Here is a 14,725-nt window from a genome sequence, read left to right on the forward strand (position 1 = left end):
CTTCGGCGCTAACCCGTGGCCGGGTACCTGCGGTCCAACGCGAGATTGAGTTGGACGACGTTGACTGCGGGCTCACCGATGAAGCCCAGCGTGCGATCGCTGCGATACTGCTGCACCACCTGGCGGATCTGATCGGGTGTGGCATGTCTGGCCTTGGCGACCCTGTTCACCTGGATCTCGGCGTAGTCGGGGGAGATGTCCGGGTCCAGGCCGCTGCCGCTGGCGGTGACGGCATCCGCGGGCACCTGGGGCCGGCCGGGCGCGGCGCCGCGGACCGGCACGATCATGCCGCTGGCGTAGTCCTCGCCGAAGACGGCGCATTCGACTCGCACGCCCTGGTAGCTGTCCACGAAGGGCAGCTTGGTGGACGCACAGGGCTCGTTGAGGCTGACCACCCGCGTCGGGTGCACCACCTGGCCGCGCTCGTTGCGGGGACCCAGCACCGCCAGCACCGAACCGACGCCCGCCGCCGTGCAGAACGGACGCGACCCGTCCACGCCCTCGAGTCGCCCCACGGCAACGCTGCGCGAGCAGACCAGGGTGAGCAGGCTGGCCTTGAAGCCGGCGTCGGCCGCACTCTTTCCGGCGGCCATCTTGGCCGGATCGGCCATGGTGTCGATGACGTTCTCGGGTCCCAGGTTGCTGCCGCCGGTGGACATCGGGTCGTATCCGGCGCCTGCGGCCGACGGGCGGGACTGGAAGTACTGCGGGAGCGGGTTGCCGGTTGAGTCGGTGAACGATTGCCCGATCAGCTTGCTGCCGAGCGTTGTACCGCCGACCCGCAGCAGGGACCCTTCTGCTCGGTCGTGCAACCCGGGCAGCAGCGCCACCAACCAGATCAGCAGCGGGTAACCGATGCCGAGCAGCACGGTGAAGACGAGCAACGCGCGCAGTGCGGCCCAATGTTGACGAATCGTGTTGGCGAAGTTCATCTCAGGCGATCCCCGGCAGCAGTTGAACGATCAGGTCGATGAGCTTGATCCCGACGAACGGGGCGAGGATGCCGCCGAGTCCGTAGCGGTAAAGGTTGCGGCTCAACAGCTTTGCGGCCTGGCTGGGCGTGTACCGAACGCCGCGCAGCGCCAACGGAATCAACGCGACGATGACGACGGCGTTGAAGATGACCGCGGACAGTATCGCCGATTGCGGGCTGTGTAATCGCATCACGTTGAGCAGGTCCAGGCCGGGGAACAAGGTGACGAACAGGGCCGGGATGATCGCGAAGTATTTGGCGATGTCGTTGGCGATGGAGAAGGTGGTCAGCGCGCCCCGGGTGATCAGCAGTTGTTTGCCGATCTCGACGATCTCGATCAGTTTGGTGGGGTCGGAGTCCAGGTCCACCATGTTCCCGGCTTCTTTGGCCGCCGAGGTGCCGGTGTTCATCGCCACCCCGACATCGGCCTGGGCCAGCGCGGGGGCGTCGTTGGTGCCGTCGCCGGTCATCGCCACCAGTCGCCCGCCCTGCTGCTCGCGCTTGATCAGCATCAGTTTGTCTTCGGGGGTGGCTTCGGCGAGGAAGTCGTCGACTCCGGCTTCCTCCGCGATCGCCTTGGCGGTCAACGGATTATCTCCGGTGATCATCACCGTGCGGATGCCCATCTGCCGCATCGCGTCGAACCGGCCCCGCATGCCCTGCTTGACAACATCTTTGAGGTGGATGACGCCCAGCACCCGGGCCTCGTCGTCGGGGCGGCCGCCCTGGCGCACCCGGCCCACCACCAGCGGGGTGCCGCCCGCCGCGGAGATGCCGTCGACGATGTTGCCGAGTTCGGCGGGCACGGTGCCGCCATGGCTACGGACCCACTCGGCCACAGAGCTGGCCGCACCTTTGCGCAACTGCCGTCCGTCCAGGTCGACGCCCGACATCCGGGTTGTCGCACTGAACTCGACCCACGAAGCGTTGTCGAGCTCGCCCGGCGTCCGCGCCCGCAACCCGTAGGCCGACTTGGCGTAGACGACGATCGAACGGCCCTCGGGGGTCTCGTCGGCCAGGCTGGACAACTGGGCGGCGTCGGCCAGTTCCTCGTGCGTGATACCGGTAACCGGAATGAATTGTGCGGCTTCGCGATTGCCCAGGGTGATGGTGCCGGTCTTGTCCAACAGCAGGGTGTTGACGTCGCCGGCCGCTTCCACCGCACGGCCGGACATAGCCAGCACGTTGCGCTGCACCAGCCGGTCCATGCCCGCGATGCCGATCGCGGACAGCAGCGCCCCGATGGTGGTGGGAATCAGGCACACCAACAGTGCCACCAGCACGATGCCGCTGATGCCGTCACCGCTCAGCGCCGAGGTGTTCGCCACCCCCGGGTTGTCGGCCTTGGCATAGATCGCCAACGGCTGCAGGGTGGCGACTGCGAAGACGAAGATGATGGTCAGCGCGGCCAGCAGAATGTTGAGCGCGACCTCGTTGGGCGTCTTCTGCCGGTTCGCGCCCTCGACGAGGGCGATCATCCGGTCCACGAAGCTTTCGCCGGGCTTCTGGGTGATCCTGACGACGATGCGGTCGGACAGCACCGTCGTCCCGCCGGTCACCGCGGACCGGTCACCACCGGATTCCCGGATCACCGGCGCGGATTCCCCGGTGATCGCCGATTCATCAACGGAAGCAATACCTTCCACGACGTCACCGTCGCCGGGTATGACCTGACCGGCGGTGACCACCACGATGTCGCCCTGCTGCAGCAGCGGTGCGGCCACCTCCTCGGCCGGGCCGGGACTGCCCGGGGTCCAACTGGTGAGGCGATGGGCGATGGTGTCGGCCTTGGACTTTCGCAGCGAATCGGCCTGCGCCTTGCCGCGTCCCTCGGCCACCGCTTCGGCCAGGTTCGCGAAGACGACGGTGAGCCAGAGCCAGCCGACGGTGATCCAGCTGAACCAGGTCTCTTCGCCGAACGCCAACACCGTGGACCACACGGCACCGATCTCGACGATGAACATCACCGGGTTGCGCCACAGCGTGCGGGGATCGAGCTTGCGTAGTGCGTCGGGCAGCGACGTGACCAGCATGGTGGGGTCGAGCAGGCCGCCCGGCAGCTTTGCGGCCGCGGCGTGGCCGCTGTGCTGGTTCGTCGGTAGTTCGGTGGTGATCGTCACGTCAGTGGATCCCTTCGGCGAGCGGCCCGAGCGCCAGCGCGGGCAGGAAGGTCAGCGCGACCAGGATGAGCGTCACACCGACCACCAGCCCGACGAACTGTGGTCGGTGGGTGGGCAGGGTGCCGCGGGACTCCGGGGTAAAACCTTGGCGGGCAAGCGAACCGGCCAGGGCGAGGACCAGGATGATGGGGAGGAACCGGCCGAACACCATCGCCAGTCCCAGCGCGGTGTTGTACCAGACGGTGTTGGCGCTCAGACCGGCGAACGCCGAGCCGTTGTTGTTGGCTGCGGAGGTGAACGCGTAGAGCACCTCGGACAGCCCGTGCGGCCCGGAGTTGGCCATGCCGGCCCGTTGGCCGGGCAGCGCCATCGCGACGGCGGTTCCGACCAGCACGATGAGTGGCGTCACCAGGAAGTAGCTTGCCGCCAGCTTCATTTCGCGGGGGGTGATCTTTTTGCCGAGGTATTCCGGGGTGCGGCCAACCATCAACCCGGCGACGAAAACCGTCAGCACGGCCAGGATCAGGATGCCGTACAACCCCGAGCCGGTACCGCCAGGCGCGACCTCGCCCAGTTGCATGTTGAACATCGTCATCAGACCGCCCAGGCTGGTGTACGAGTCGTGCGTCGAGTCGACCGCACCGGTGGACGTCAGGGTGGTGGCGTCGGCGAAGATCGCCGAATCGATGACTCCGAAACGCTGTTCGACGCCCTCGCTGGCGGCACCGACGGCCGTCGGGACGGTGCCGTGGTGCTGCAGCTGGAACACCATCATCAGGGTGACGCTGAGCGTGGCCAACGCGCCGACGACCGCGGCGACCGCGTAGCCCTGTTTCTTGTTGCCCACCATCCGGCCGAAGGTGCGGGGCAGCGAGAAGGCGATGACGACCAACAGGAAGATCTCCACCCAGTTGGTCCACGCCGTCGGGTTCTCGAACGGGTGCGCGGAGTTGGCGTTGAAGAACCCGCCGCCGTTGGTGCCGAGCTCTTTGATCGCCTCCTGGCTGGCGACCGGACCGCCGGGAATGATCTGCGGCGCGCCGGCCAGTGTGCTGGCCACCTGGTCATGCAGGTGGAAATTCTGCACGGCGCCGCCGGCGACCAGGACGATCGCGCCGAGGATCGAGATCGGCAGCAGGATACGCACCGTACCCCGGGTCAGGTCCACCCAGAAGTTGCCGAGCTCCTCGGTGCGGTGGCGAGCGAATCCGCGGACCAGCGCGACGGCGACGGCCATGCCGACCGCGGCGGACAGAAAGTTCTGCACCGCCAACCCGGCCGTCTGCACCAGGTGCCCCTGCGTCGATTCGCCCGAATAGGCCTGCCAGTTGGTGTTGGTGACGAAACTGACCGCGGTGTTCCAGGCCAGCGCCGGACTCAGGTGGGTGGCCGGGTCGGACAGGTGCAGCGGCAGTCGGCTCTGACTGAGTTGCAACAGGTACAGAAAGACGACGCTGACCGCCGAGAATGCGAGCAGGCTGCGGGCGTAGGTCTTCCACGTCTGCTCGGCCGCGGGATCGGCGCCGACCATGCGGTAGACGAGAAGCTCTGCCCGAGAATGCTTTTCGGAGCTGTAGACGCGGTACATATAGTCGCCCAGCGGGACGTGCACGGCCGCTATCGCGACCACCAGCAACGCCAGGAACAGCGCACCGGGGCCCATCAGAATTTCTCCGGATAGAGCAGGGCTGCCATCAGCAGCGCCGCGACCAAGACGGCCAGCACCAGGCCCACGGTGTTGGCGAAACTCATCTGTCCAACTTCAGCAATGCCCCGAGCGTGGCGAAGATCGCCACGGTCAGCGCGAGATAGGCCACCACCGACATCTCCGTCTCAACTTTCGCGCACGTGGACCCTCGGGGTGAGGGCCGGATCGAACGTTAGGCGCGACGGCGGCCCGGGGGCCGCGGCCTTGACGGTTTCTTTACGGAGTGGGCCGCGACCTTTACGGCGCAGGCAGCGGCGGCGCGTTAGGTGGCGTCGACCGGCGGATCGATCAGAGGCAGCCGCACCCGGAACACGGTCAGACCATTGGCGGATTCGGCGGCCACCGTGCCCTCGTGCGCCTTGACGATCGAGCTGACGATGGCCAGTCCCAGTCCGTGACCGGAACCGTTGGAACGTGCCTTATCGGCCCGGACGAACCGCTCGAACAGATAGGGAAGGACCTCCGGGTCGATGTCGGGTCCGTCGTCGGCGACCGTCAGCTCGACGTAGGGCCCGCCCGCGCCGTCAGGGTCGGGGTTGCCGGCGGCGTGGCAGGTGATGGCGGTGGTCACCGTGACGTCCGGGGGAGTGTGCACCCAGGCGTTGGTGAGCAGATTGCTCAACAGCTGGTGCAGCCGGGCGTGGTCCCCGTTCACCCACACCGGCACGTCGGGCAGCTTGGTGACCCAGCGGTGCGTGGGGGCGGCCACGGCCGCGTCGTTCACCGCGTTGATCACCAGATCGGCGAAGTCCAGCTCTTCGGTTTGCAGGTCCTGGCCCTCACCCAGCCGTGACAGCAGCAGCAGTTCGTCGACCAGGGACGCCATTCGCCGCGCCTCGGACTCGATGCGTGCCAGCGCGTACTCGGTGGTGGGCGGCAGATCGGAACTGTCCTGGCGGGTCAGCTCGGCGTAGCCCTGGATGGCCGCCAGCGGTGTGCGCAGCTCGTGGCTGGCATCGGTGATGAATTGGCGCATGCGCAAGTCGGATTCGACGCGGTGGGCCAGCGCGCTGTCGACGTTGTCGAGCAACTTGTTCAGGGTGTGCCCGACGATTCCGACTTCGTTGTCCGGGTCGGTGTCCTCCGGACGGACCCGCACCCTGATCTGGTGGTCGTCGTGCGCAAGCGGCATCGCCGCCACCTCCGCGGCGGTTGCGGCGACGCGGCTCAACGGCCGCAGCGCATAGCCCACCACCCACGCCGTCAAGGCGGCGGTGACCAGCAGTGCGGTGGCAACCAGGGCGGCGGTGGTGAGTTGCTTGCGGGAGATGATCGCCTCGGCGATGCTCAGCGAGACACCGACCACCAGGCGGTCAGATCCGGCGATGCGGCTGTCCACCTGATGCGGGCCGAGGGTGCCCAGATTCTCGACGCGCGACGAGCCGTCGGTCCACGACTGCGCTTCGATGGCGCGGATGACATCCGGTGGCGCCGGTCGTGGCTCGTCCTCGGAGAAGACGGCCGACGCGATGACCTTCCCGTCGCGAATCACGGCGATGAGGTTTCCGGGGGTCTGGCCGGTGAACTCCAGCAACGCCTGCGACACCGGCGGTATCCCGTTGTGAACCGAGGTGTGTTCCCCGTTGCGGTACCGCGCGTAGGCGTGGCTGAGCGCGTGCATCGATTCGGCGACTTCGGCGTCGTTCATGGCGGTGACGTAGCCGCGCAGCGTCCACACCGAGACGACGCCGACAGCCACCAGCACCACCGACACCACGCTCAGCACACCCAGCAGCAACTGACGGCGAAGCGAGCGCGGGAACCACCGCGGGGTGTAGCGATCCCCCGTCATGCCGAACTCATTCGGGTGGTCGGAGCATGTATCCAATCCCACGCACGGTGTGGATCATGGGCTCTCTGTCGGCGTCGATCTTCTTCCGCAAGTAGGAGATGTACAGATCGACGATGCTGGTGCGGCCGGCGAAGTCGTAGTTCCACACCCGATCGAGAATCTCGGTGCGGCTCAGGGCACGCCGCGGGTTGCGCATCAAGAAGCGCAGCAGTTCGAATTCGGTCGACGACAGCGACATCGGGGTGCCCCCGCGGGTCACCTCCCGGCTGGCTGCATCGAGCTTGAGGTCGCCGACCTTCAGGGACTCGTCGGCTGGTGGCGCCAGGTGGCTGGAGCGGCGCAGCAGCCCGCGCAACCGGGCGACCAGTTCCTCGAGGCTGAACGGCTTGGTCATGTAGTCGTCGGCGCCCGCGGTCAGGCCGGTGACCCGGTCCATCACCGAGTCCCGGGCAGTGAGGAACAAGGTAGGTGTGTAGGTGTCGGATTCGCGCACCCGTTGCAGGATCTGCAGGCCGTCCACGTCGGGCAGCATGATGTCGAGGACCAGTACGTCCGGGCCGATGCGGTCGAACTTGGCGATGGCCTCGCGCCCATTGTGCGCGATCTCGACATCCCAGCCTTCGTAGTGCAGCGCCATCTTGACCAGATTGGTCAGAGCCGGTTCGTCGTCGACCAGCAACACTCGGATCGGCGAGCCGTCGGCCCGGTTGATTCGCGGCAGTTGCCCAAGAATTGCTTGGCGTGGACGTTGCGCGCGCCCGTATCCCGTCATTGCTGTCATATTCGAGCATTCTTTCAACCGCATATGTGGTTGTCACTGGCTTCATAGATTTCTCAAAACTAATGACCATGGTACGCGGCGGCCGCGGAGCGATCGGATATGCGTTCGATATGCATCGAAGCGGTGCAGGCCATCCGCCGGAACTTCCAAAGACTCTGTGATAGAGCATGATTCATCGGTGGGGCAGGTTTCGCAACGGGCGATCCTGCTCCTTTGGGACCGTCGGCCGGCGACCGCTGGGAGATGTGCGCCGACGACCGGTGCTCGGTGTGCCGGCGGGTGTGGGTGAGTTCTGCCGGCCGGGTTCGGCGGGGCTGGTACGGCTGCCGAAGGAGTCGGTCGAAGCGATGGGGCAGCAGGCCGGGGGCCCGGAAATTGCCGTTGCTGTAGCAAACTAACGACCTGGTCAATACAAACGCGCGTGGCCGCACCCCCGAAGGAATGCGGCCACGCGTCGAAACGTGCCGGTTTGATCTACCGGGATCGTCGCGTCAGCAGACGACCTGTTTGGGCATGACGATCGGCCGGACGCCGTAGCGCGGGCCGGCAGCGGCTCCGGCGCCCTTGGCGGCCGCGGCCATGCCCGGCATCCCAGCCATCATTCCCGGCGCCGCGGCTTCCCCGGCGACGGTCCAACCACTGCCCGCCAGCGCGGTTCCGGCGTTGGCGGCCACCGGAGCGGCCGCGGCCCAACTCGCCGGTACCGACAGGGTGCCCACCAGCGACGCTTCGCCCATGCTGGCGGCGGCGCCGGCTGCCCCCACGTCGCTGATCAGTCCCGCGGCCGCCCCTTCGGCCGCAATGGCACCCACCCCGGCCGCCTCGGCCGCGGCGGCAATGTTGCCGTCGATGGTGTGGGCGGCGAAGATCCCGTTGGGGATCGCGGCGAACATGAACCACGACGCCGTCACGCCGACCTGCTGGATGCCGTTGAAGATGAATGGGGTGCCCAAGAAGCCGTCGAGTGCCGTGATCAGGTCCTGTGCACCGGCCGGCAGCGCCTTATAGATGCCATCGCCGATCCCGGTTGCCCCGGTGAGCAAGTTGGACATTTCGCTCTGCAAACCGGTGACGATGTCGCCCAACCCGGCGGCGGGTCCCACCGCCTGCGCGGCGGCAACGGCGGCAGCCTGAGCTCCCGCGCCGCCGGGGTTGGTTTCCGGCGCCAACGGAGTCACCGGTTCCAAGATTCCCGCGACGGCCGAACTAGCCTGGTAGGTGGTCATCGCAAGGACGTCCTGGACCCACATCTCGAGGTACTGGGCCTCGGTTGCCATGATCGCCGGGGTGTTGATGCCCAGGAAGTTGGTGGCGACCAGGGTGGCCAACAGTGCGCGGTTTGCGGCGATCACCGCCGGGGGCACCGTGGCCGCGAAGGCGGCCTCGTAGGCAGCTGCCGAGGCGGAGGCTTGAATGCCGGCCTGCTCTGCCGCTGCCGCTGTCGAGGTCAGCCATGCCACGTAGGGCTGGGCTGCGGCGGCGGCCGCCGCCGACCCGGCGCCGGTCCACTGCTCGGTGGTCAGCGACGTGATGATCGACTCGTACTGGGTCGCGGTCGTGCTCAGCTCGGCGGCCAGGTTGTTCCACGCCGTCGCGGCCGCCATCAGCGGGCCGGCGCCTGCGCCGGCGTACATCAGCGCGGAGTTGACTTCCGGGGGGAATCCTAAGAAAGACATGTCCTATCCGTTTCTTTTAGTTTGATTCCGATTAGTGGCAGGCTCGGCGTGCGGGGCTTAGACGCTCACCGGTTTCGGCATGACGATGGGCTTGACCCCGTAGCGAGGTGCACCGAAACCGGCGCTGTTGCGGGCCGCCGACGCCACGCCAGGCATGCCGGGATAGAACGCGCCGGGTGCAGCCGCGGGCGCTGCGGTCGTCCAGCCGGCTCCGGAGAGCGCACCCGTGGTGGAACTCGACACCAGGGTGGTGCCCGCGGCCCAGCTCGGTGGCACCGACATCGAGCCGACCATCGCGGCCTCGCCGACCGCCGCGATCGGCGCGCCGCCGCTCACCGCGCTGACCGCTGAGGCGCCTTCGGCCGCGGTTGCGGCTTCGGCTGCCGCGGCAAGTTCTTCGGGGACGCCGTATCCCTCCGGCATCAAGCCGCCGCTGGTCAGACCGAGCATGTTCGACGAGGCCGAGGCGAAGTTACCGATCTCGTAGCTAGCGATGTTGGCCATGTTCCCCGAGAGGCTGAGGGGCTCACTGTTCACGCTTCCGACCGGTCCGCCGAGCAGCGTCGCAAGTTCGGTGAAGATGTCCGAGACGGGGTCGGAGGCCGCCGGGGCGGCGGCGGCGGAGCCGACGGCGTCCGCCAGAGTCGCCGCTGCGGCGTTCGCCGACTCCGATGACTCGTAGGTACCGCTGCTCATGCCGAGGGTCTGCACGAACTGTTCCTGAATTGCCTGAGCTTCGGCGGCAAGTTGCTGATACAGAGCGCCGTAGGCGGTGAAGATCCCGGACTGGATGATCGACACCTCGTCGGAAGCCGCGGGAGAAATGAAGGTGGTCGGGGCCGCCGCGCCCGCGTTCTGCGCCGCCAAAGCACTGCCGATGGCACCCAGCTGTGCCGCTGCGGCGGACAGTTCTGCAGGTACCGCTGTCAGGTATGACATCTGTTGCTCCTTGTATCCAGAAACATGGCCGACCTGTACTGCCCGTCGGCCCTGAGTGTTTGCGTAACGGCTGCTGTGCGTTGGCGTAACGCTAACGAGCTACTGCCCCACAGTTCCCGCCGAAGCGCACAGGGTGACGGACGTTTACGGCCTCTTAACGATCGCGTGGATGCTTTTAACAAGCTCTTGGCGGCTGATACGGCCGTGTCATATGCCCCGACGGGGTGGGCGCGCCTATTTAGATGCGCGGCGCGCGATCCTAGCGGAGTCCCCGCCCCGCCGCACATTGGCGTTGCGCGGCCGACGGCATGCCCGATCGGGGCGCATCGCACACTAGATTCACTCGCTGAGCCCCCATAGCCCAATTGGCAGAGGCAGCGGACTTAAAATCCGCACAGTGTCGGTTCGAGTCCGACTGGGGGCACAGAGAAAGCGCTGCTCAGTAGCGTTTTTGCTCGAATGCCTTTGCCTGCAGTGGAGAAATCGTCCGCAGATCGTCCGCAGCAGTTTGTACGGCAGCGTCGAAAGTGTCCGCGATGCTGCCCAGGTCATCAGGGAACAGGTGGCCGTAGCGGTCCAATGTCAGGGTGGCCGTCTTGTGGCCCAGCAGTGTCTGCAGCACCTTCACATTCGCCCCCGCGCTGATCGCCAGTGATGCGCACGTATGACGCAACTCCTGTGGGGTGATCTCGGGAAACTCCAAAGTGGTCGCTTCGCCTGTTTCCTTGAGCTCTTGCGCGCGTTGCGCCCTCTCGGAGGCGAGGACGGCCTGCACTGCCGGGTCAAATACCCACCGAACTTCTCCCAGCGTGAGATAGCCGCCGCGCCGTGAGAAAAAATCAATCGCTGCGCCCTTGTTGCCCTGTATTTCGGTTCTCAGGAGCGGTGCTAAGAACTTGGGCACCGGCACGGTGCGGGCACTGTGATTCTTGGTCGGCCCCTCAACCAGCCCCGCACCGGGAACGTAGGTCACTGACCGGGTGACCCGAATGCGCCGCGCCTCAAGGTGCAGGTCCCCCACGCGGAGGGCGGCAGCTTCACCGAACCTCAGCCCGCAGTAACCCAGCACCAGGACAAACGTGTGGAACCGGCCCGAGGCGATCGCCAGCCGGTGCAGCTGCTCATGAGTGAGATAGCGCTGCTCTAACTCGGGCAGCCTGGGCAGTTCGATCCCGTCAGCAGGGTTGGCGGGCAGGTGTTTGGCCTTGACGGCGAACTTCAGGACCGCACCGATCAGCTGGTGGGCCTGGCGCACCCGAGAGGCGCTGAGCCCCTTGCCCTCGAAGCGCACCGAGCCGTCTACTGACAGGCCAGTAATCCAGATCTGTAAGTCATCAAAGCTGATCTCTCGCAGCGGTACGTTCTCCCATTTGGGTAGGACGATTGTGTTCAGCAACGAGCGGTAACCGGCGACGGTCTTAGGTGCCCGCGTGGCCTTGGTGGAGATCCACCGCTCCGCCATCACGCCGAAGGTGACGGCTGAGAGTTTGGGGTCGGTCCAGGTGCCGGTGACCTGGTCGCTGACTTGCGAGCATTGGCGCTCCATTCGCCGTCCTGCCGACGCGACCGACGCGACCTCGCCGCGTTAACCCGTGTGCTGAACGTGCACTCCTACCGGAAAGTCGCCGCTCGCGTGCAGCGTTCCCATTCTTGAGCAGCATCACCGTCGGGCGGTGAGTGGTGATCGTCGTTGAGGGCGGCGTATCGACGTTGCTGTAAAGGGGACCTGTTTCTCGCGCAGTTGTGTTCATTGAGGGTGAAGGCGGATGGATCCTCTGTTGGTGTCGAGTGGCCACCTTTGCCTGAAATCTCACGGTATAAGCGGATCAGACGAAACACGAGCAACAAAACCATTCACCAACCACAGCTGTCACACGATTATCTACCAGTCCAAATAAGAGGCCGCCAAACCGACGAATCAATATCACGAAAACGGCCACGCGAATGGCCGCCAGAGATTATTCTGTTCTTGGGGTTTGGGGGCGGAGATTGCCGGGGGGCATCGCGCGTTACCGCTGGTCAATAGGGCACATGCGCCTTTTGGCGTGCTCCTTTGGGGGCGTGCGCACCACACACAACGAGATTGACGCCGACGCGGCCATCGCGGGTCCACCAGTTAACCATCACGCTTGGCCATATCCGGGGACGTGTGTTCTGCAATCGGCTCCAACCTCATATCTTAATCAAGCTAGCAAACCCAAGGAACCCGCATGAACAAGATCGTCACCGCCGCCGCAGCCGCCCTGGCGGCGACCGGCATCTCACTGGCCGCTGCCGCCCCCGCTCACGCCGACTCATTTGTGCGTACCACCGTGACCTGGGTGGGAGCTGACTGCATCCTCATCTACCACGGCTGGAATGGGGTGGCCAAGCCGGTCTGTAATCCCAGCGGCACCTACACCTACACCGAGGGCAACGCCTGGCCGGGGGATCAGATCGGGCTGGATCCGATCATGGGCTCGGCAAGCTACATCGACTGCAAAATGTGGATTAACGGCGTTCTGTCTTGGTCAGACGCCGCCTACGCAGGTGATGGCTCCGACGTCACCTGTCACCGGATCCTAACGGCCTGATCAGGTTCGAGCGGGCGGGCAAGCTCCTCCTGCCGCCAGATACGTGGCGGCGGCGACGCGAGAAGCGACAGCGGGCGATGAGCGAAACATCCCAGGACGGAACTGTGGTCGTCATCGTCGACCCGAAGTCCACCACTGCTGCGCATCTATCTGGCTTGACCCACAAGGCAATACTCACCGGGCCGCTACGCCCCATAGAGCTGAACTGATTCAAGGAACCACTGAAGGAGAAATCGCCATGTCAAAGAAGGCAATCGTCGCCGGATCGGCGGTGGGGGCTGTCGCGGTCACAATTGGGCTAGCGGCACCGGCTCACGCGGACAGTTATCAAGCCCAACAACATCGGATATGGGCGGTAAACAACTTCGGTCCCTCGTTATGCGCCCAGCTTGACGCAGCGCCTACGGCGCTTAACGTTCACAACTTCACCAACAGGCTGGTCGGCGTGCGCCTTTCGGACGGTTGGTACTTCTTCCAAGACGAGGCTGAGCAGATCACAGCAGCGTCCATTAATACCTATTGCCCGCAGCACCAAGGGCTTTACTTCGGTACAAAATTTGGGGAGGGGTTTCTCCAAGGACTCCTCGGCGGATAAGGCCGGGAGGGAGAGGGAGGAAAGAGAACACCATGAAGCGTTTATCACTGATCGTCGCCGCTGTTGTCGGCCTCGGTGCGCTTTGCCTGGCGACGACTTTGGGCCTAGCGCCAGCGTCTGCTGATCCGTCCTGGACGATGCCGAACCTGATTGGCAAGGATCTGCAGGGCGCTCAGGATGCCATCCAGTCATTGACAAATGGTCAAGTGTGGTACTCGGGCTCGAAGGACTTGACCGGTAAGGGCCGTTCCCAGGTCGTCGATCGGAACTGGGTGGTGTGCACTTCGACACCCCCGCCTGGGGCTGCTATTACTACGGGCACCAGTATCACGTTTGGCGTGGTTCGCATTGACACTGAGAAGTGCCCTTAAAGTAATTTATGCACGCCCACTAAAATCGCAGAATATGTCGACGGGCCGTTACATACGCTAGCCCCCAACTCTCTGAAAGCCGAAGCGCTAACAGCTATCTGGCTCGTGTCCCAGGCCGAAGCGGAACCTGACGACAAGCGCTACCGCAGCGGGTTTCTGCGTCATCGACACACACCGGCGCGGTGCTCGCGGGCGCTACCTTCCCGAACACCGGTCCGGGACACCGCCGGGCGCTGTCCTGGATCCGCCGACACAGCCCGGCAATGAACGTCTTGGCTGCGGTCGAGGGCACCAGCTCCTACGGCGCCGGGATCACGGCGGCCCTAAGGGCTGCCGGCATCGAAGTCACCGAAGCTCGTCCCGTGGGCCGGCACCGCGATCGTGCGGGCAAGTCCGATGTGATCGACGCTGAGCTCGCCGCACGATCAGTGCTCGGGGTCGAACGCCAACGCATACCGGTACCCCGCCAGAGCAGTGAACGCGAGGATCTGCGGATTCTCTTGGCCGCACGCAGGATCCTCGATCAGCAGCGCACCGCCAACCGCAACGCATTGACCGCCCTGCTCCGGACAGTCGACCTCGGAATCGATGCACGCAAACCACTGCACGACAACCAGATCCGAGCGATCGCCGCATGGCGGATCAACCAAAAACTGGCCGCCACGAACACCCACGCGGTCGCACGCCAAGAAGCCCGCCGACTAGCCAGAGCGGTCCTGGAACACACGACCCAGCTGCAGGACAATCATCAGCAGCTGCGCGCCCTAGCCGCGCACGCGGCCCCGGGCTCCAAGAGCTCTCCGGTGTTGGACCAGTCACCGCAGCCATCATCATCTGCGCCTACTCCCACCGCGGACGCATCCGCTCTGAGGCTGCCTTCGCCGCCCTGGGCGGCGTGGCACCACTTCCCGCCTCATCAGGCAACACCACCCGACACCGCCTGTCCCGCGCCGGGGACCGCCAACTCAACCGCGCGTTCGACATCATCGTCCGCAGCCGAATGACCAGCGACCCCACCACCCGCCGCTACGTCGCCCGACCGCAGAAGGCATGTCCACCCGCGAAACCCGACGCTGCCTCAAACGCTACGTCTGCCGATCAGTCTTTCGACAACTTCAAGCCGCCACTTGACACCAGACCATATGAGGTGAGCCCCCTGTAGTGGTCCAGTCGTTGTGGGACTCTGTTGCCCGAGTG

Annotated in this window: 12 protein-coding genes, 1 tRNA gene and 1 pseudogene; 5 read left to right on the top strand and 9 right to left on the bottom strand. The window is 65.5% G+C overall.

Annotated elements, in window-relative coordinates:
- Window positions 1–8 precede the first annotated feature (8 nt).
- From AC5Y6Y_RS10055 to AC5Y6Y_RS10090, 8 genes are all read right to left on the bottom strand, one after another.
- The gene (locus tag AC5Y6Y_RS10055; RefSeq protein ID WP_499929843.1) at window positions 9–932 is read right to left on the bottom strand and encodes a potassium-transporting ATPase subunit C; all 924 of its coding nucleotides are present in this window, start codon (window positions 930–932) and stop codon (window positions 9–11) included.
- Between the two features lies 1 nt (window position 933).
- The gene (kdpB, locus tag AC5Y6Y_RS10060; RefSeq protein ID WP_499929907.1) at window positions 934–3,087 is read right to left on the bottom strand and encodes a potassium-transporting ATPase subunit KdpB; all 2,154 of its coding nucleotides are present in this window, start codon (window positions 3,085–3,087) and stop codon (window positions 934–936) included.
- 7 nt (window positions 3,088–3,094) lie between these two features.
- The gene (kdpA, locus tag AC5Y6Y_RS10065; protein ID WP_499929845.1) at window positions 3,095–4,756 is read right to left on the bottom strand and encodes a potassium-transporting ATPase subunit KdpA; all 1,662 of its coding nucleotides are present in this window, start codon (window positions 4,754–4,756) and stop codon (window positions 3,095–3,097) included.
- Complete coding sequence (locus tag AC5Y6Y_RS10070) at window positions 4,756–4,845, bottom strand: potassium-transporting ATPase subunit F (RefSeq protein WP_463827484.1); 90 nt, start codon at window positions 4,843–4,845, stop codon at window positions 4,756–4,758. The genes kdpA and AC5Y6Y_RS10070 overlap by 1 nt, the downstream gene beginning before the upstream one ends.
- Before the next feature lie 218 nt (window positions 4,846–5,063).
- Window positions 5,064–6,593, bottom strand: a complete 1,530-nt coding sequence (locus AC5Y6Y_RS10075; protein WP_463827485.1) for a sensor histidine kinase — start codon at window positions 6,591–6,593, stop codon at window positions 5,064–5,066.
- A gap of 7 nt (window positions 6,594–6,600) precedes the next feature.
- Window positions 6,601–7,374 carry a response regulator transcription factor gene (locus tag AC5Y6Y_RS10080; RefSeq protein ID WP_463827486.1) on the bottom strand — a complete coding sequence of 258 codons (774 nt, stop codon included), beginning with the start codon at window positions 7,372–7,374 and terminating at the stop codon, window positions 6,601–6,603.
- A gap of 491 nt (window positions 7,375–7,865) precedes the next feature.
- The gene (locus AC5Y6Y_RS10085) at window positions 7,866–9,050 is read right to left on the bottom strand and encodes a PPE family protein (protein ID WP_463827487.1); all 1,185 of its coding nucleotides are present in this window, start codon (window positions 9,048–9,050) and stop codon (window positions 7,866–7,868) included.
- Window positions 9,051–9,107: 57 nt separating this feature from the next.
- Window positions 9,108–9,989, bottom strand: a complete 882-nt coding sequence (locus AC5Y6Y_RS10090) for a PPE family protein, SVP subgroup (protein ID WP_463827488.1) — start codon at window positions 9,987–9,989, stop codon at window positions 9,108–9,110.
- Window positions 9,990–10,339: 350 nt separating this feature from the next.
- Here AC5Y6Y_RS10090 and AC5Y6Y_RS10095 point away from each other — a divergent pair.
- Window positions 10,340–10,413: transfer RNA gene (locus AC5Y6Y_RS10095), tRNA-Leu, on the top strand.
- Window positions 10,414–10,428: 15 nt separating this feature from the next.
- On the opposite strand, the gene AC5Y6Y_RS10100 is transcribed toward AC5Y6Y_RS10095, so the two are convergent.
- Window positions 10,429–11,535 (bottom strand): tyrosine-type recombinase/integrase, encoded by a 1,107-nt coding sequence (locus AC5Y6Y_RS10100; RefSeq protein ID WP_499929847.1) that lies wholly within the window; start codon window positions 11,533–11,535, stop codon window positions 10,429–10,431.
- A gap of 664 nt (window positions 11,536–12,199) precedes the next feature.
- Here AC5Y6Y_RS10100 and AC5Y6Y_RS10105 point away from each other — a divergent pair.
- The 4 genes and pseudogenes from AC5Y6Y_RS10105 to AC5Y6Y_RS10120 all read left to right on the top strand — a co-directional run bounded on the left by AC5Y6Y_RS10105 (window position 12,200) and on the right by AC5Y6Y_RS10120 (window position 14,690).
- A complete protein-coding gene (locus AC5Y6Y_RS10105; protein ID WP_499929849.1) occupies window positions 12,200–12,562 on the top strand; it encodes a hypothetical protein in 363 nt (120 codons plus the stop codon).
- A 238-nt stretch (window positions 12,563–12,800) separates the two neighbouring features.
- A complete protein-coding gene (locus AC5Y6Y_RS10110) occupies window positions 12,801–13,157 on the top strand; it encodes a hypothetical protein (protein ID WP_463827491.1) in 357 nt (118 codons plus the stop codon).
- A gap of 553 nt (window positions 13,158–13,710) precedes the next feature.
- A pseudogene (locus AC5Y6Y_RS10115) lies at window positions 13,711–14,040 on the top strand (IS110 family transposase); the annotation flags it as partial.
- Between the two features lie 122 nt (window positions 14,041–14,162).
- Window positions 14,163–14,690: a transposase gene (locus tag AC5Y6Y_RS10120; protein ID WP_499929909.1), complete on the top strand. Its 528-nt coding sequence runs from the start codon at window positions 14,163–14,165 to the stop codon at window positions 14,688–14,690.
- The last annotated feature ends 35 nt before the right edge of the window (window positions 14,691–14,725 follow it).

It is taken from the genome of Mycobacterium sp. NGS24, from assembly GCF_059813065.1.